This is a genomic window from Micrococcus cohnii, assembly GCF_014205175.1.
Taxonomy (GTDB): domain Bacteria; phylum Actinomycetota; class Actinomycetes; order Actinomycetales; family Micrococcaceae; genus Micrococcus; species Micrococcus cohnii.
This window is the reverse complement of sequence record NZ_JACHNA010000001.1, coordinates 1,932,223-1,949,536: the sequence shown is the minus strand read 5'-3', so window position 1 is coordinate 1,949,536 and position 17,314 is coordinate 1,932,223. Positions and strand designations below refer to the sequence as shown.

Sequence of the window (17,314 nt, the reverse complement as noted above, 5' to 3'; positions counted from 1 at the left end):
AGCCGGGTCACTCCACGGTGATCTCGGACAGGCGCATGCCGTATGGCCGTTCCCCGCCCTCGCCGGTCAACTCCGGCAGCTCCGTGACCGTGATCAGCACGTACTGGCCTTCGGGGGCGTCCTCGGGCACCGTCACGGAGTTCTGACCCTCGGTGAAGGTGCCCGTGCCGATCTCGGTGGCGTCGGACCCGTCCGGGGAGGAGGCGAGGCTCACCGAGAATGCGCCGCCCTGACTGTTCTGGGAGCTCACGGTGACGGTGTCGACGTCGGCGGGCTGCTCGAGCTCGGCGACGAGCTGCAGGGCCGAGACGTAGCCGCCGAAGTTCGGGCGCGTGTACGTGTAGCTCTGCCACGCCGTGGCGGGGTCGCCGTCCACGGCCTGCGGCAGGGTCTGGTCGTTCTCGGCCTCGAGCGTGGGCATGTCCGGGACCAGGCGCGTGAGGCCGGTGATCGACGGGGCCGGGCCGGACTCCGCGTCCGCCCCACCGGCGGATCCGGCGTCGTCCTGGGACGGATCGGTGGAGCCGCCCTCGGATGATGCGGCGCCCGAGTCCGCTTCCCCGGCGGCGGGCCGATTCTGGTTCAGCAGCAGGAAGCCGACGACGGCGATCCCGATCAACAGGACCAGCAGCAGCGCGCCGGTGAGCCAGGATGAGCCGGTGCCGGAGGATGAGCCTCGTCGCGGTGCCGCCGTGCTCGAGCCTCCGGTGCCCAGGGCGCGGCGGGCGCGCGGAGCCGAGCCGGCCTCGTGCCCGTCTGGCTCCGCTGCGGTGCTCCTGGAGCCCGCGGCCGCGGATCCCGTGCCCGTCGCTGCCGCGTTGTCCGGGGCAGCGCCGTCCGGGTCAGCAGTGTCCGATGAATCGTCTGGGGACCCGGCGGCGAGGGCGGTGGCTCCCGCCGCACCGGCGGTGCCGGCGGCAACGGTCGCGATCGGGGCCGTCGGGGCGTCCTGTGCGTCCGCGGACTCCGCACGGGCCGGCTCCTCGCGACGGGTGGATTCCTCCCGTTCCCGCCGCTCGCGCTGTTCCTGTTCGCGCCGTGCGGCCGCCTCGCGTTCGCGTTCCTCGCGCTCGCGCTGCGCGGCCTCCCGCTCTGCCGCCTCGCGTTCCTCCCGTTCCCGACGGGCCTGCTCCTCGCGACGGCGCAGCTCTGCCTCCTCGCGCTCGCGGCGTTCGCGTTCCTCCTGATCCCGGCGCTCCTGCTCCGCGCGCTCCCGAGCCTCGCGCTCGGCGCGTTCCTGGGCCTCGCGCTCGGCTCGCTCGGCCTCCTCGCGCTGCCGCTCGAGCTCGCGGGCCTCCTCATCCCGGCGTGCCTGCTCCGCGGCTGAGGCGGCGGCCAGGGCTGCGGCAGCCGAGGCCTCCTTGGCGGCGGTGCCGTCGGACTCCGAGCTCACCCGTTCGCTCAGCCGCTCGGAGATGCGGTTCAGGAAGCCGGGCCGTCGGCTCTGGTCCTGATCGGCTCGCACCCGCTCCTCGAGCTCGGAGTAGTAGGCTTCGTCGTCGTCGCGGGCCTCCGCCTCGGCCTCGCGCGAGGAGCCGAAGATCTCCGAGCCGAGGGTGTCGGTCTGGAACGGCTCGATGTAGGTGTCCGCTGGGTACGCCATCCCCAGCAGCACGTCGTGGTCCGGATTGCCGCCCGCGATGAGGTACGTGCGCCCCTCGGAGAGGCCCAGGTCAAGCACCTGAACCTCGTCATGCCGCTCTCCCATGGCCAGCTCGCGCGCGGAGGCGGCCACCTGCGTCGCGTTCTCGCGCGAGGCGACGAGGATCGTCACGCGGCGGTTGAGGACCTGGTCGAGCCCGGTGAAGATCCTGTCCTGATCGGCCGACGTGACGACGTGCTCGGTGACGCGGTAGCGGCCCCCGAGGACGGACCCGACTTCGATCGACTGTGACACGGTGTTCTTCTCCTGCGCGGACGGCGAGACGGCGGTGACGCGGCGGCGGCCCCGGTGGCGGGCATCACCACGGGATGCATTGGGGACCATCGTAGGGGGTCAGAGCCCCGAGAGCCCCGCGACGGGCCCGAGGCGTACCGGTCGGTCCGGGATCAGGCGCCGACGACGCGGCCCAGGCCCGGCACACGCGCGGCGAGCGGACGCAGGAAGGCGTCGAGCTCGGCCATGCGCATCATCCGCAGGGTCACGACGTAGGCCAGGCCCATGACCAGGCCCACGACCGCGCAGGAGATGAGCGCCGTCATGATCGAGCTCCACGCGAAACCGTCGCTGTAGCCGCCCAACAGCCACAGCACGAGGCAGCCGAGGACCGCCGAGCCGGCCGCGGCCAGGCCGGTCTGCGCGTGCGCGCGCACCACCGAGGCGAAGCCGTAGTCGCCGTAGCGGCGCACGATCATCACATGCGCGAACACGAACTGGTAGACGAACGACAGCGTTCCCGTCGCGGCCACGATGTACGCGTAGGACCACGCCGGTGCCAGGGCGGCCGCGCCGTAGGACAGAGCCAGCACGCCCAGAGCGGAGGTGACCTGGATGATCATCGGCGTCTTGGCGTCCTCCGAGGCGTAGAAGGCGCGCATCAGGTAGAACGAGGCCGAGCGGAACGGCAGGCCGATCGCCAGGATCAGGATCACCTGCCCGATCGCCAGCCCGGAGGCCAGCGCCGTGTCCGCAGACGAGCCGAACACGCGGCCCAGCGGCCCGGCCAGCACGATCATCGCGACGGTCGAGAACACCAGCGGGATGCTGAACACGCGCAGACCCTGCCCCGTCGTCCGCCGGGCCTCGACCAGGTCGCCCTCGTCGATCGAGCGGGTCAGCCGATTGAACAGGACGGTCGCCATCGATACGACGAACACCGAGTGCGGCAGCACCGCGATGAGCATGGCCATGTTGTAGGCCGTCAGGCCGGGGATCGCGGCCTGGGCCATCGCCTCGCTCCAGCCCTGTGTGCCGGGGACGCGGGAGCCGGCGTCCGCGCGAGCCGCCGTCGCGCCGGTGACCAGGCGCGAGCACAGCAGGTTCACGACGTTGCCGATCACCATCGTGATCAGGGTGAATCCGGCCAGGCGACCGGTGGCGCGCAGCCCCATGCCCCGCCAGCCGAACTTCGGGCGCAGGCCGATGCCCAGGCCCCGCAGCGGCAGGAACAGGATGAGTGCCTGCGCGACGATGCCCAGGGTGTGGCCGCCGGCCAGGATCACGGTCTGCGTCGTCGTCCAGTCGGCCATCTGGTCGCCGCCGGCGTACCGGCCGAACATGGCCAGGTAGAGCACGATCGCGGCGATGGCGACGACGTTGTTCAGCACGGGGGCCCACATGTAGGCGCCGAAGCGGCCGTTGGCGTTGAGCACCTGGCCGACCACGGCGTAGAGCCCGTAGAAGAACACCTGCGGCAGCGTCCACAGCGCGAAGACCGTGCCGAGTGTCAGCATCTCGGGGGACCAGCCGCTCGTGAGCGTGGCCATCAGCGGGGCCGCGGCGAGTGTCAGCACGAGCGTGAACCCGCCCATGACGAGCACGGCCAGCGTCATGAGTCTCGAGGTGTAGTCGGCGCCGCGGTCCGCGTCCTTGGCGTGCTTGATCAGCTGCGGCACGAGCACGACGTTGAACACGCCGCCGGCCAGGAGCATGTAGATCACGTTCGGGATCGTGTTCGCGGACTCGAATACGTCGGCGACGAGGGCCGTCGAGCCGATCGCCACGGTCAGCAGGGCGGCGCGGACGAAACCGAGGATCCGCGAGAGCAGGGTGCCTGCCGCCATGACGGCGCTCGACCGGGCGGCGTTCTTCTCGCCCGCGGGGACGTGCCCGGCGGATTCGTCCTTGGCCGGGGCGGAGGAGTCGGTCGTCTCGGCGTCGGGGGACTCGGGGGGAGCGGAGTGCTTGGTGCGGGGGGCGTGCGTGCTGCTCATGCCTCACTCATCGTTCGTCATGGCGGCGGCGCTCACGCGTCGCCGGGGAAGTGCTGGTCCACGATCCGGCGGGCCGTGTCCACGATGCGGCGCTCGTTCGCGAAGGACAGACGACGGCCCACCTGGGTCAGGCACACCCACTCGACGTCGACGGCCTCCTGATCCGGGTCGTTCTCGATCGTCAGCTCGCCGCCGATCGCGCGCAACAGGAAGTGGTGAACGGTCTTGTGCACGCGCTGACGAGGCACGGTGAACCAGTAGTCGATCGAGCCGAGCGGCTCGAGGATCTCACCGGCGATGCCGGTCTCCTCTTCGACCTCGCGCACGGCGGCTTCGCGGTGCCCCTCGCGTCCCTCGGGGTGGCCCTTCGGCAGGCACCACTCGAGTCGGCCACCTCGGTTGTAGCGCGCGATGATCGCGACCTCGAGCCGACCCTGGTGGCGGCGGATCACGATGCCGCCGGCGGAGACCTCCTCGACCGTGGGCAGGCCGGAGGAGGCGGCGGGCGCGACGGACCGCACGCGATCAGGCTGCGACGGCACCGCAGCGCTGCGACGGCGGAACCGGCCCATCAGCGCCGAGGGCAGGGGAGCCCCCCGGGACGTCGAAGGGTCGGGGCTGGACATGACCATCACTCTAGCGTCCGTGGCGTCTCCGACCGGCGGTGACGGGGACGGCACGACGGGCCGGCCGCCCGGATTCTGGCACGCTTGTAGTCATCATGACTGACTCCGCCGCACGCGTCCCGCTGCCCGCCGGCCTGCCCGCCGACGCCGCCCTGCCCGCCGTCGTCGTCGAACTGGGGCGCCGGTTCGCCGAGGCCGGGCATGAGCTCTCGCTGGTCGGCGGCCCCGTGCGCGACCTGTTCCTGGGCCGCGGCTCGGGTGACCTCGACTTCACCTCCGACGCCGACCCCGACGCGATCGAGCGGATCGGCGCGGGCTGGGCGGACGCGACGTGGGACGTCGGCCGCCGCTTCGGGACCATCGGGTTTCAGAAGGACGGCTGGCAGATCGAGGTGACGACGTACCGGGCCGAGAAGTACGACCCGTCCAGCCGCAAGCCGACGGTCGCGTTCGGGGACAGCCTCGAGGACGACCTGCTGCGCCGGGACTTCACCGTCAACGCCATGGCGCTGCGCCTGCCGCAGATGGACCTGGTGGACCCCTACGGCGGCGTCCGCGACCTGGCCGCCGGGGTGATCCGCACCCCCGGCACACCCGAGGACTCCTTCTCCGACGATCCGCTGCGCATGATGCGCGCCGCCCGCTTCGCCGCACAGCTCGGTTTCGAGGTGGCCGACGAGGTGGAAGAGGCCATGGCCGCGATGCACGAGCGGATCGGGATCATCTCCGCCGAGCGCGTGCGCGAGGAGCTCGTGAAGCTGATCGGCGGGGCGCATCCGCGCCGCGGCCTCGACCTGCTCGTGCGGACGGGTCTGGCTGACGTCGTGCTGCCCGAGCTGCCGGCCCTGCGCCTGGAGACCGACGAGCACCACCGCCATAAGGACGTGTACGAGCACTCCCTGACGGTGCTCGAGCAGGCCATGGACTGGGAGCGGAAGTACTCGGAGTCCTCCCCCGACGTCGTGCTGCGCCTGGCCGCGCTGCTGCACGACGTCGGCAAGCCGGCCACCCGCCGGTTCGAGCCGTCCGGGGCGGTGAGCTTCCGCCATCACGAGGTGGTCGGCGCGAAGCTTGTGCGCAAGCGGATGAAGGCGCTGAAGTTCGACAACGACTCCACGAAGGCCGTCAGCCGCCTCGTCGAGCTGCACATGCGCTTCTACGGGTACGGGGAGCAGGGCTGGACCGACTCGGCGGTGCGCCGGTACGTGCATGACGCCGGGGACGTGCTGAACCGGCTGCACGCGCTGACCCGCTCCGACGTGACGACGCGCAACCGCCGCAAGGCCGCCCGCCTCGAGCATGCCTACGACGACCTCGAACGGCGCATCGAGGAGATCTCCGAGGCCGAGCAGATGGCCGCCCTGCGCCCGGACCTGGACGGGCAGCAGATTATGGCGTTGCTGGGGATCCGCCCCGGCCCCGTGGTGGGGCGGGCCTATAAGCACCTGCTTGAGTGGCGGATCGACGAGGGCCCGCACGAGCAGGCCGAGGCCGAGGCTGAGCTGCGGCGGTGGTGGGCGGAGCAGCCGGAGAGCGCGGAGGAGAACGAGGGCTGACCCGGGCGGGTGACGGTGACAGGATCGGGCCCATGAACGACGCCCAGATCGCCGCCGCCCACCCGTTGCAGCCCATCGCCCGGATCGCCGAGCGCGCCGGGATCGACCAGGACCTGCTGATCCCCTACGGCCGCCATATGGCCAAGGTCGATGTGCACGCGCTCGCGCCGGGCGCCGGCGGTGACCGCCGTGAGGGCCACGTCGTGCTCGTCACCGGCATCAGCCCGACGCCCGCGGGCGAGGGCAAGACGACCGTCTCCGTCGGCCTGGCGGACAGCCTGAACCTGCTGGCGGCCTCCGATGACGCCCCCGAGGGCTTCGCGGGCGCGACCACGATGGCCGCCCTGCGCGAGCCCTCCCTCGGCCCCGTGTTCGGCATCAAGGGCGGCGCGACCGGCGGCGGGCACGCCCAGGTCGTCCCCATGGAGAACATCAACCTGCACTTCACGGGCGACTTCCACGCGATCACCTCGGCCCACAACCTGCTGTGCGCGCTCGTCGACAACCACGTGCAGCACGGCAACGAGCTCGGCATCGACCCGCGCACGATCACGCTCAAGCGGGCACTCGACATGAACGACCGCACCCTGCGTCACGTCGTCACCGGCCTGGGCGGCCGCACCCAGGGCGTCCCGCGCGAGGGCGGCTTCGAGATCACCGTGGCCACCGAGACGATGGCCGTGTTCTGCCTGGCCCGGGACCTCGCCGACCTCAAGGAGCGCCTCGGCCGCATCACCGTGGCCCACACCTACGACGGCGACCCCGTCACCGCCGCGCAGATCGGCCCGCACGGCGCGCAGGGCGCCATGGCCGTGCTACTCAAGGACGCGATCGCCCCGAACCTCGTGCAGACCCTCGGCGGCACCCCCGCGCTCGTGCACGGCGGCCCGTTCGCGAACATCGCCCACGGCGCGAACTCCGTGATCGCCACCCGAACGGCACGCGCCCTCGCGGACGTCGTGGTGACCGAGGCCGGTTTCGGCGCGGACCTCGGCGGTCAGAAGTTCATGGACATCACCGCCGTGGCCGGCGGCTTCCCGCCTGCGGCGGCGGTCGTCGTCGCCACCGTGCGCGCGCTCAAGCTCCAGGCCGGCATGGCCCTGGCCGATGTGAAGGCCGGCGTGGACGCCGTCGCCGAGCGCGACGGCCGGGACCGGGCCGACGTCGCGGCCGAGCACCTGGAGGCGCTGCGCGTCGGTGTGGCCAACCTCGAACGGCACGTCGAGAACATGGCCGCCTACGGGGTGCCCGTGATCGTCGGCGTCAACCGGTTCCTGCAGGACACCGACGAGGAGCTGGCCTGGCTCGCAGACCGCTGCGCCCAGCGGGGCGTGCGCTGCGCCGTCGCCGATGTGTGGGGCGGAGGCGGCCACGGTGCCCTCGACCTCGCCCGGGCGGTGGCCGACGCGCTGCCGGCCCGCGGCGAGGAACCGGCGGCCGTGACCGGGCTGTGGCAGGAGGGGATGAGCGTCGCCGAACGCATCGAGACGGTCGTGCGCCGCACCTACCGGGGTGCGCGCGTCGATTTCGGGCCAATCGCCCGTAGGCAGTTGCGGCAGATCGCTGAGCGTGGCCTCGACGGGCTGCCGGTGTGCATGGCCAAGACCCAGTACTCCTTCACCGATGACCCGACGGTGCTTAACGCGCCCGAGGGCTTCACGGTGACCGTGCGAGAGCTGGCGGTGCGCACCGGCGCCGGGTTCGTCGTGGCGCTCACCGGCGCGGTCATGACGATGCCCGGCCTGCCGGCCACGCCCGCGGCCGACGCGATGGACGTGGACGCGGACGGCGCGATCACCGGTCTGTTCTGAGTCGAGGGCCGCTCAGGACGGGCCGGCGCGGCGCTCCGCGCGAGGGCCTGCTGGCCTGAGCCTGTGAGATGACTGGAAAATCACGGCATGGTGGAGGCAGCATCCGCATGCTGTTGCTGAATCGGAATGTTCGGATTCGCGTCACGGTTGGATATCGCGCCGTGGACGGGTCACTCTAGAAAACTGTGTCGACTCCTCAGCCCTCGTCCCCCGCTCGGGCGCGTGACTCCGCGCGCACGGCGTCCGTGACCCGCACCGCTCCCGCCGCGGCGCCGTCCACCAACGGCTCCCCGCGGCGTGGCACCCGGGTGAGCCCCGGACCCGGCCGGGTGCCCGCGCTCGACGGACTGCGCGGCGTGGCCGTGCTCGCCGTGCTCGCCTTCCATGCGTGGCCGGTGCTCTTCCCGGGTGGCTTCGTGGGCGTGGACATGTTCTTCGTCCTCTCCGGCTTCCTCATCACCACGGGCCTGGTCCGTCGCATCGACGCCGGCAAGGGTGTGGGCTTCGGCGGCTTCTGGATGCGCCGGATCAGGCGGCTCGTGCCCGCGCTGGTCGTCGCCCTGGTGGGCTCCACCGCGCTCGCGTGGCTCGCGTTCGCCGAATTCCCCTCCGGGCTGCGGCGCGAATGGCTCGGCGCGCTCACGTACTCCAGCAACTGGCTGATGATCGTCGACGGCAACGACTACTTCAACGCCGCCACCCCGCCGATGTTCGAGCACCTCTGGTCCCTGGCCATCGAGGAGCAGTTCTACGTCGTCTGGCCCCCGCTGATCCTCGGTCTGCTGCTGTTGCTGTGGCCGCGCGGAGGCACCGCGACCGCCGGTCGGCGCGTCGACATGCTGCGCGTCGGCCTCGTGCTGCTGCTGGCGGTCGCCTCGGCCGTGGGCATGGCGATCGGGCAGATCTCCGGGGCCCCGACCACGCGCATGTACTTCGGCACGGACACGCACGCCTTCGGCCTGCTGTTCGGCGCGGCCGTCTCGATCTGGCTGGCCCACGTCGTGCACCCGGCCCACCCGCCGGCCGCCGCCGCGGGCACGACCGGCACGCTCACCGCTCCGCGCAGCGGCCCCCTGCGCACACTGCTGGTGTGGGCCGCGTTCGCCGTCCTGGTGGCCTCGTTCTTCGTCGTCGACGGCACGGCCCCCTACGTGTACCTCGGCGTGCTCGCGGGCCTCTCGGCGCTCGTGGCGGGCCTGGTGTTCCACGTGGTCCAGGGCGACCGGCAGGACGCCTTCTCCCGAGCCATGTCCGGCCGGGTCCTCGGCTGGTGGGGCCGTCGCTCCTATGCCGCTTACCTGTGGCACTGGCCGCTGCTGGTGATCATGCGGGTGCTCGTGCCCAACGACGCGGCGGAGTGGGTCGAGCCGCTCGCCGCCGGCGGTGTGCTCGTGCTGACCGCGCTGATCGCCGAGGCCAGCTCCCGGTGGATCGAGGAACCGATCCTGCACCGCGGCTTCCGCGAGGCGTTCTCGGACTGGGGACGGGCCGTGCGCCGGGCCTGGTCCACCGGCGCGGGCAAGGCGGCCGTCGCCGTCGGCGCCCTGCTGCTGGTCATCGTGCCGGTCGCCGCCGGTGCGGCGCTGCTGCGCTCGCCGTCCGAGACGAAACTGCAGCAGGAGATCGCCGCCGCCGAGGACGCGCTGCGCCAGGCCCAGGCGGAGCAGTCGACCCAGGCCACCCCGCGCGCCGACGCCGCTGACCCGGAGTCGTCCTCCGGCTCCTCCGGCGCGCAGGGCTCCGATGCGGCCGCCCCCGCCGAACCGAGCGGCGCGGCCGCCCAGGCCACCGAGCAGGGCACCGGCGATGAGTCGATCGTCACGCCCACCTTCAGCAAGGAGGAGCTCACGACGACCCTGCCGGCCTCGACCCTGGGCGAACAGGTCACCCTCGTCGGCGACTCGGTGGCCCTGTCCGCCGCTCCCGCCCTGCTCGAGCAGCTGCCGGGCCTGCACATGGAGGCCGAGGTCGGACACCAGCTGCGCGACGCCGCCACTCAGCTCGAGGAGCTCGAGAAGAAGGACCAGCTGCGTCACGTCACCGTCATCGCCCTCGGCGCGAACGGCGCGACGCGCGACGAGGACTGGGATCGGATTCTGGAGACCCTCGGCGAGGATCGGCTGCTCGTCGTCGTGCTGCCCCACGGGCCGACCGAGTGGATTCCGCAGGTTCAGGAGCAGATGCGGAAGGTGGCCGCAGAGCATCCCGATCAGGTCGTGGTCGCGGACTGGGACGACGCGGCCCAGTACGTGGACGAGTTCGCCCCGGACAAGGTGCATCCGCGCGGCAACGGTCAGAAGATCTTCGCGCAGCTGGTCCGCGTGACGATCGAGGAACGGCTCGGCGTCGAGTGACTGCCCGGGCCGCCTCGCCCCGATGAACGCCACAGGCCCCGACGACCGCGTGGTCGTCGGGGCCTGTGGTGACGGGCGGGCCGGGTCCGCCGGTGCCGGTCCGGGGCCGGATCAGCGCTCGATCTCGCCGCGGATGAAGGCTTCCACGAGCTCGTGGGCCTCCTCGTCGCGGTGCTGCACCGGCGGGGACTTCATGAAGTACGACGAGGCCGAGAGGATCGGGCCGCCGATCCCGCGGTCCAGGGCGATCTTCGCGGCCCGCACCGCGTCGATAATCACGCCGGCCGAGTTCGGCGAGTCCCACACCTCGAGCTTGTACTCGAGCGAGACCGGGGCGTCGCCGAAGTTGCGGCCCTCGAGACGCACAAAGGCCCACTTGCGGTCGTCGAGCCACGAGACGTAGTCCGACGGGCCGATGTGCACGTCGTCCGCGCCCAGCTGGGCGGAGGTGTTCGAGGTAACCGCCTGCGTCTTCGAGATCTTCTTCGACTCCAGGCGCTCGCGCTCGAGCATGTTCTTGAAGTCCATGTTGCCGCCGACGTTCAGCTGGTACGTGCGGTCCAGGGTGACGCCGCGGTCCTCGAACAGCTTCGCCATCACGCGATGGGTGATCGTCGCGCCGATCTGGGACTTGATGTCGTCGCCGACGATCGGCACACCGGCCTCGGTGAACTTGTCCGCCCACTCCTGCGTGCCCGCGATGAACACGGGCAGGGCGTTGACGAACGCGACGCCCGCGTCGATCGCGGCCTGCGCGTAGAACTCGGTGGCCTTCTGCGAGCCGACCGGCAGGTAGCAGACCAGCACGTCGATCTCGCGGTCGCGCAGCACCTGCGCGACGTCGACCGGCTCGGCCGTCGACTCCTCGATGGTCTCCATGTAGTACTTGCCCAGGCCGTCCAGGGTCGGTCCGCGCTGGACGGTGACGTCGGCGTGGGGCACCTCGGAGATCGTGATCGTGTTGTTCTCCGACGCGGTGATCGCCTCGGACAGGTCCAGGCCGACCTTCTTCGCGTCGACGTCGAAGGCCGCCGCGAACTGCAGATCGCTCACGTGGTAGTCGCCGAAGCGCACGTGCATCAGGCCCGGCACCGAGTCCGTGTCCTTGGCGTCCTTGTAGTACTCGACGCCCTGGATCAGGGAGGTGGCGCAGTTGCCGACGCCGGCGATGGCGACGCGGATGGGGTTGTTTGCCAAGTCTCGTTCTCTCCTCGACTGTTCCGGCCGGGCAGCGGCGCGTGCGGCGCACGACGGGCCGTGTGCGGCGCGGTCGGACGACGGCGGCGCGCGCAGTCGAGCGACGGTGCGGGCGCACGGTCGCTGCGGTCCGTTCCCGGGGGTTGAGCTGGAATGCTGTCAGCTGAGGTCAAGTTTACGCCGTCGTCGCCTGCCCGCCGGACCGTCGACGTGGCGCAGCTCCCTACACTGGGGCGCATGCGCGCAGACTTCGCCGAGGGCAGACAGGACGACCGGGCCGGTCGACGGCGGTCGTCCCCCCGCACGGGGGCGCGCGAGACCGGCCTGCGCGTCGGCGCGCACGAGGTGCCCGGCGGCCTCGCGACGAACGAGATGCACCGCGTTGGTGCGTGGGCGAGCCCCGTCACGCTCACGGCCCTGCTGGTCGGCCTCGGCGCCGTCATCACCGTCCTGCAGAAGGCTCCGTGCCTGTCCGCCGGCTGGGGTGCACCGAACGTCTACTACGCCGGCTGCTACTCCGACTGGGCCGCCCTCTACGGAGCGCGCGGGTTCGCGGCGAATCCGTGGGCGCCGTTCGCGGCGGACTCCACGTTCGAGTACCCCGTGCTCATGAGCCTGGTCGCATCGGTGGCCGCTCAGATCACCCAGTGGCTGCCCGACCTCGGCTTCGGCGCGGTCGAGCATGAGGGCCCGCTGACGTTCTGGCTCGTGAACCTCGTGTTCGTCCTCGGCCTGTGGGCCGCGACCGCCCTGCTGACGGTGCGCATGGCTGGCCGCCGGTGGCACGACGGGCTGATGGTCGCGATCGGCCCCGGCATGATCCTGGCCGGCACGATCAACTGGGACATGTGGGCCGTCGCCCTGACCGCCTGGGGCATGTACGTGTGGTCGCGCGGCGCGCCGGGCCGGGCGGGTGTGCTGCTCGGGCTCGGCGCGGCGATGAAGATCTACCCCGTCCTGCTGCTCGGCGCGCTGCTCGTACTGGCGGTCCGGCGCCGCCGGGCCGGGCCGTTCGTGCGGGCGAGTGTCGGTGCCCTCGGGGCGTGGCTCGCCGTCAACCTGCCGCTGATGTTGACGAACCCGGAGGCGTGGAGCGTGTTCTTCACCTTCTCGGCCGAGCGCGGTCCGGGCCTGTCGAGCCTGTGGCACTCCTGGAACCTGATGCACGAGGAGCTGGGCCTGCCGAAGATCGAGGCCGGCTCGCTCTCCCTGCTGGCTTTGTCCCTGTTCGTCCTGTGGTGCCTCGGCGTGTTTGTGCTCGGCCTGGCCGTGCGGCGGACCCCGCGCCTGGCCCAGCTGGCGTTCTTGATCGTCGCGGGCTTCGTGCTGACGAACAAGGTGTACTCCCCGCAGTTCGTGCTGTGGCTGATCCCGTTGGCCGCGCTCGCGGTGCCCCGCTGGAAGGACGTCTGGGCGTGGATGCTCGTCGAGGCCCTGCACTTCTTCGCCGTGTGGATGTACCTGGCGCGCGGGGCGTCGGGCTCCGCGCCCCAGCACTCGATCAGCGACGAGACGTATGTGGCGGCCGTGCTCGCGCACATGCTCGCGGTGCTGTGGCTGTGCGGGCGGGTCGTCGTGGAGATGGTGCGGCCGCACCTGGACCCGGTGCGGATCAGCGCGGGGGGCGACGACCCGCTCGCGGGGGCGTATGCGCGCGGTGCGGGACGTCGTCCTCGGCGGGCGGCGGACCGGATTCCCTCGGATCTGCCGAGCGGTCTGTCCGGAACCCGACGCGCACGATCATGACGCCGATCAGGGTCCACAGCGCCATGAGGATCACCCCGATGACCACGGCCTCCATCATGGGCGGCTCCTTTCTGCTCGAGGTGGCCTCAGCGTAGCTCCGAGCGGGTACCGTCGGAGGTATGACCCACACCACGACCGGGCGGGCCGGTATGCCCGCGCATCTGCAGGACCTGGCCGACTTCGTCATGGCGTCCCCGTCGAGCTACCACGCTGCCGAGGAGGTGGCCCGGCGGCTCGAGGCCGTCGGCTTCACCCGGCTGAGCGAGGCGGAGGACGTTCCGGCGGTGCCCGGCGGCTACGTGATCGTCCGCGACGGCGCGGCGTTGGCGTGGATCGTGCCGGCCGGGACGGCAGGCGCGGACGCGCCGGAGAGCTCCGGTGCGGTGCCGGTGTTCCGGGTGCTGGGCGCCCACACCGACTCGCCGGGATTCAAGCTCAAGCCGAACTCCGCGGCGATCAACACCGACGGCTGGGTGCAGGCGGGCGTCGAGGTCTACGGCGGCCCGCTGCTGAACTCGTGGCTGGACCGCGAGCTGCGTTTCGCGGGTCGGCTCGTGCTCGACGACGGCCGCCAGGTGCTCGCCGCCACGGGCCCGGTCGGGCGGATTCCGCAGCTGGCGATCCACCTGGACCGCGAGGTGAACGATGGCCTGACCCTGCAGCGGCAGAAGCACACGATGCCCGTCGTCGGCGCGCAGACCGAGCTCGAGGAGGCCGCCCGTGAGGGCGAGAGCGCGCAGGAGACCGCGGCGCGGGTGCGCGGCGACGTGCTTGACGCGCTCGCGCAGTCGGCCGGGGTCGAGCGCGGGGCGATCCGCGGGCACGACGTGATGGTTGCCGACGCCCAGGAGCCGGGGCTGTTCGGGCTCGACGCCGAGTTCTTCGCCTCGGGCCGGCTCGACAACCTCAGCTCGGTGCACGCCGGGCTCGTGGCGCTGGAACGGCTGGCCCATGAGCACGGCGTCGACCGGTTCGCCGGAACCGTGGCGGACGGCGTCGCGGGCGAGGCGACGGGCGCGCCGGTCATCCCCATGCTGGCCGCGTTCGACCACGAGGAGCTGGGCTCGGCGTCCCGCTCGGGGGCGGCCGGCCCGATCCTCGAGGAGACGATGGGCCGGGTGCTCGAGGCGCTGGGCGTGGACGGGCAGGCCCGGGCGCGGGCGGTGCAGGGCTCGTGGCTGCTGTCCTCCGACGCCGGGCATCTGGTGCACCCGAACTACACCGAGCGGCATGACCCCGTGAACCACCCGCGCGTGAATCACGGGCCGCTGCTGAAGATCAACGCGAACCAGCGCTATGCGACCGATGCCGCCGGCGCGGCCGCCTTTGCCCGCTGGTGCGGGGTGGCCGGGGCGCCGTTCCAGGAGTTCGTCTCGAACAACGACGTGCCCTGCGGCTCGACGATCGGGCCGATCTCGGCGACGCGACTGGGCATCAGGACCGTCGACGTGGGGCTCGGGCTGCTCTCGATGCACTCGGCCCGGGAGATGTGCGGGGTGCAGGACGTGGCGAGCCTGTGCGACGTGGCCGAGGTGTTCTTCAGCGGGGTGTGAGGGGCCCGGTGCGGGGGTGCTCGGTGTCGTGCGTGTACAGCTGTTCCAGAAATGCGCCTGGATTCCTGGCATAGCTGTACACGATCCGTGACGGATGGTGAGTGGTGAGGTGCTGAGAGGACCGCCTCCGTGCGTCCCGGGGCTCCTGCACAGGTGCCGACCTCACGGCCCCGTCCCTGGACCCGCCGACCTCGCGGGGCCCGGAGGCGCGCATCTGGGTCGGCGCGGCGTGGACTGTCCTCATGCGTCCCGACGACCCCCTGACCCTGTTCCCCGAGACGGCCATTCCCGTCGCTCGGCTCGCCCGGGCCGGGCTCCAGACGAGCCGGTCCCGTCGTGTCGATCTGAGGGTGCCCAACCGCGGGATACGCGCACGCAGGGACGAGCCGCCAACGCCTCGGGACCTGGCCGTCGCGAACGCACAGGGGGACCGGAGCCTGATCGTCAGCCATGAGTCGGCGGCTCAGGTCTGGGGCATGTGGCTGCCGGAGGGGCGTCGAGTGCGGCCACATCTCTCGCGTTGGGCAGGCAGGGGTGCACCGCGGATCACCGGGGTCGTGGGCCATCGTCTGCGGATCGGCGACCGGCGCCTGGTCGAGATCGGGCCTGCCGACGGGCGCTTCTGGGTGACGAACCCGGCCTGGACGTGGACGGACCTGCCGTCATGCGGTCTGCGGCTCGAGGCCCTCATCGAGGCGGGTGATTCGCTGCTGCAGCGCTCCGACGGGGCACCTCGGCCGCCGCTGGCCTTCGGCGAGAATCCGCTCGCCACCGTCGAGGAGCTGCGCGCCGTGGTGGACGAGCGGTCGAACGTGGCGGGGGTGCCGCTGCTGCGGGAAGCGCTCGAGCACCTGCGTCCGCGCTCGGACTCTCCACGGGAGACGCGGCTGCGTCGGTGGATCGTCAGGGAGGGACTGCCGGAGCCGCTGGTGAATCCGCAGATCGTGCTGGAGGTCGACGCGCGGGGCCGGGTGGTCGACAGTGCGCCCGTGGACCTCGTCTACGACCGCGCGCGGATCGCGGTCCAGTACGAGGGAGCGCACCACTTCTCGAGCCCGGAGCAGGTGCGCCGGGACATGCGCCGAGACGAACGACTGCGGGCCGCCGGCTGGGAGGTGCTGCGCGTCGACAAGGACGTGTTCACTCCGCAGGGGTGGGCGCGGTTCGTGCGACGGCTGCGCAGTCTGCTGGCCCTGCGGGGGGTGAATCGAGGGCAGGTGCTGCAGGCCGGGCGGCGACCGCGGAGCCGTCGTGGAGGAACGCGTGCACAGATCATCCACGCATCAGCGCCCGGTGCTGGAACAGCTGTACACGCGATGGGTGGGCCGGTTGAGGGGCGGGTTGGCATGGGCCGGCGGTCGGAGCTGTCCGGGCAGCGCCGGCTCAGGCCAGTGACGGCAGCGACGGCAGGTCGATCTTCGGCTCGGGCCGGCCGGCCAGCACGCGCACCGTGCGCAGGTTCCGGGCCGTGCCGATGAGGTCCGGGCCCGAGTCGGCGCCGTGCCCGCCCCCTGAGAGCAGCCGCTCGAGCCGCGGCAGCGTCAGCCTCGAGGACCTGGACTCCGCCGCATAGCGGATCCACACGCCGCGACCGGCGACGAGGCAGCGGTCCGGGCCGAAGCTCTCGGCCTGGAACGAGGGCTCCTGCAGCGCAGCCGCGGCGTCGGCATCGGGGGCGCGGCCGAACAGCACGAGGTGCACGCGCTTCGGGTCGAGCTCGTCCAGCCCCTCGTCTGCCCCGCACAGCTCGGAGCCGGCGAGCACGTCGAGCAGCCCGGAGAGTTCCTCACGCGCGGCCACGTGCACGCTCGTGTCCACCCCCAGACGTTCAGCGAGCAGGCGGCGCAGTCGCTCGGCGACCCCTGCCGCCGAGTCCTCTTCGCCGGGCATCCGGCACAGCACGTTCCCCGAGTTCAGGTACACGGTCACCTCGCGTGCGCCGGCCCGCTCGGCCAGCGCGGCGAGCTCGGCCTTGGGCGTCCTGTTCCTGCCGCCGATGTTCACGCCGCGCAGCAGCAGGACGTGGGTGTGGGCGCCGTCCGGCTCGTCATCGTGGGTGCTCATGTGCCCATCCTCACCGATCCACGGGCGGAAGGGCGATGATAAGATCGCCCAGTCTCACGTGTGCCGCTGAAGAGCGCGGACCGACACGCGCGGGACGAGCACAGAACCTCCTGCCGCGGAGAGACCGCGGCCGCCAAGCCCAGAGGAGGTGGGTTCACATGCGTGCTTACGAGCTGATGGTGCTGATCGATCCCGAGATCGACGAGCGCACCGTGGAGCCGACCCTCAAGAAGTTCCTCGAGGTCGTCACCAAGGACGGCGGCACCGTCGAGAACATCGACGTGTGGGGCCGTCGCAAGACCGCCTACGAGATCCAGAAGAAGTCCGAGGCGATCTACGCCGTCGTCAACTTCACCGCAGAGCCGGCCACCTCCCAGGAGCTGGACCGCGTCCTGAACATCAACGAGACGATCATGCGCACCAAGATCATCCGCCCGGAGGAGCAGAAGGTCTCCGCCGAGTGAGCACTCGTCTCCGGATGGCCTGAGAGCATTCGGCACGTCCCCGGCTCGCGCCGGCGTACACCTGCACCAC

At 71.8% G+C, this 17,314-nt stretch carries 12 protein-coding genes; 7 read left to right on the top strand and 5 right to left on the bottom strand.

Annotated features, from left to right (window positions below; genetic code table 11):
- Positions 1-7 precede the first annotated feature (7 nt).
- From HDA30_RS08860 to HDA30_RS08850, 3 genes are all read right to left on the bottom strand, one after another.
- Positions 8-1,897 carry a discoidin/SUN/FTP domain-containing protein gene (locus HDA30_RS08860; RefSeq protein WP_158496883.1) on the bottom strand — a complete coding sequence of 630 codons (1,890 nt, stop codon included), beginning with the start codon at positions 1,895-1,897 and terminating at the stop codon, positions 8-10.
- A gap of 152 nt (positions 1,898-2,049) precedes the next feature.
- Positions 2,050-3,873 (bottom strand): murein biosynthesis integral membrane protein MurJ, encoded by a 1,824-nt coding sequence (gene murJ, locus HDA30_RS08855; RefSeq protein ID WP_158496882.1) that lies wholly within the window; start codon positions 3,871-3,873, stop codon positions 2,050-2,052.
- 32 nt (positions 3,874-3,905) lie between these two features.
- Entirely contained in the window at positions 3,906-4,499 is a 594-nt protein-coding gene (locus HDA30_RS08850; protein ID WP_184241865.1) for an NUDIX hydrolase, read from the bottom strand.
- A 95-nt stretch (positions 4,500-4,594) separates the two neighbouring features.
- Here HDA30_RS08850 and HDA30_RS08845 point away from each other — a divergent pair, with 95 nt between their 5' ends.
- The 3 genes from HDA30_RS08845 (at position 4,595) to HDA30_RS08835 (ending at position 10,220) form a co-directional block, all read left to right on the top strand.
- The gene (locus HDA30_RS08845) at positions 4,595-6,055 is read left to right on the top strand and encodes a CCA tRNA nucleotidyltransferase (RefSeq protein WP_158496880.1); all 1,461 of its coding nucleotides are present in this window, start codon (positions 4,595-4,597) and stop codon (positions 6,053-6,055) included.
- 32 nt (positions 6,056-6,087) lie between these two features.
- Entirely contained in the window at positions 6,088-7,866 is a 1,779-nt protein-coding gene (locus HDA30_RS08840; protein ID WP_158496879.1) for a formate--tetrahydrofolate ligase, read from the top strand.
- A gap of 245 nt (positions 7,867-8,111) precedes the next feature.
- Positions 8,112-10,220 (top strand): acyltransferase family protein, encoded by a 2,109-nt coding sequence (locus tag HDA30_RS08835; RefSeq protein ID WP_184241863.1) that lies wholly within the window; start codon positions 8,112-8,114, stop codon positions 10,218-10,220.
- A gap of 111 nt (positions 10,221-10,331) precedes the next feature.
- Here HDA30_RS08835 and HDA30_RS08830 read toward each other — a convergent pair whose 3' ends face one another.
- A complete protein-coding gene (locus HDA30_RS08830) occupies positions 10,332-11,417 on the bottom strand; it encodes an inositol-3-phosphate synthase (protein ID WP_158496878.1) in 1,086 nt (361 codons plus the stop codon).
- 237 nt (positions 11,418-11,654) lie between these two features.
- Here HDA30_RS08830 and HDA30_RS08825 point away from each other — a divergent pair, with 237 nt between their 5' ends.
- From HDA30_RS08825 to HDA30_RS08815, 3 genes are all read left to right on the top strand, one after another.
- Positions 11,655-13,163, top strand: a complete 1,509-nt coding sequence (locus tag HDA30_RS08825; protein ID WP_184241861.1) for a glycosyltransferase family 87 protein — start codon at positions 11,655-11,657, stop codon at positions 13,161-13,163.
- Positions 13,164-13,282: 119 nt separating this feature from the next.
- The gene (locus HDA30_RS08820) at positions 13,283-14,716 is read left to right on the top strand and encodes a M18 family aminopeptidase (RefSeq protein WP_184241859.1); all 1,434 of its coding nucleotides are present in this window, start codon (positions 13,283-13,285) and stop codon (positions 14,714-14,716) included.
- A gap of 242 nt (positions 14,717-14,958) precedes the next feature.
- Positions 14,959-16,194 (top strand): endonuclease domain-containing protein, encoded by a 1,236-nt coding sequence (locus HDA30_RS08815; protein WP_184241857.1) that lies wholly within the window; start codon positions 14,959-14,961, stop codon positions 16,192-16,194.
- On the opposite strand, the gene HDA30_RS08810 is transcribed toward HDA30_RS08815, so the two are convergent.
- Positions 16,100-16,780: a DUF1697 domain-containing protein gene (locus HDA30_RS08810; protein WP_184241855.1), complete on the bottom strand. Its 681-nt coding sequence runs from the start codon at positions 16,778-16,780 to the stop codon at positions 16,100-16,102. The two genes, HDA30_RS08815 and HDA30_RS08810, sit on opposite strands and share 95 nt — an antisense overlap.
- Positions 16,781-16,938: 158 nt before the next feature.
- Here HDA30_RS08810 and rpsF point away from each other — a divergent pair, with 158 nt between their 5' ends.
- Positions 16,939-17,244: a 30S ribosomal protein S6 gene (gene rpsF, locus HDA30_RS08805; RefSeq protein WP_158496873.1), complete on the top strand. Its 306-nt coding sequence runs from the start codon at positions 16,939-16,941 to the stop codon at positions 17,242-17,244.
- Positions 17,245-17,314 lie beyond the last annotated feature (70 nt).

Bases quoted from the DNA above. Each gene is read 5' to 3' on its own strand.
- HDA30_RS08810 (WP_184241855.1), bottom strand. From the start codon at position 16,780: ATGAGCACCCACGATGACGAGCCGGACGGCGCCCACACCCACGTCCTG.
- HDA30_RS08815 (WP_184241857.1), top strand. From the start codon at position 14,959: ATGCGTCCCGACGACCCCCTGACCCTGTTCCCCGAGACGGCCATTCCC.
- HDA30_RS08840 (WP_158496879.1), top strand. From the start codon at position 6,088: ATGAACGACGCCCAGATCGCCGCCGCCCACCCGTTGCAGCCCATCGCC.
- HDA30_RS08820 (WP_184241859.1), top strand. From the start codon at position 13,283: ATGACCCACACCACGACCGGGCGGGCCGGTATGCCCGCGCATCTGCAG.
- HDA30_RS08845 (WP_158496880.1), top strand. From the start codon at position 4,595: ATGACTGACTCCGCCGCACGCGTCCCGCTGCCCGCCGGCCTGCCCGCC.
- HDA30_RS08825 (WP_184241861.1), top strand. From the start codon at position 11,655: ATGCGCGCAGACTTCGCCGAGGGCAGACAGGACGACCGGGCCGGTCGA.
- HDA30_RS08850 (WP_184241865.1), bottom strand. From the start codon at position 4,499: ATGTCCAGCCCCGACCCTTCGACGTCCCGGGGGGCTCCCCTGCCCTCG.
- rpsF (WP_158496873.1), top strand. From the start codon at position 16,939: ATGCGTGCTTACGAGCTGATGGTGCTGATCGATCCCGAGATCGACGAG.
- murJ (WP_158496882.1), bottom strand. From the start codon at position 3,873: ATGAGCAGCACGCACGCCCCCCGCACCAAGCACTCCGCTCCCCCCGAG.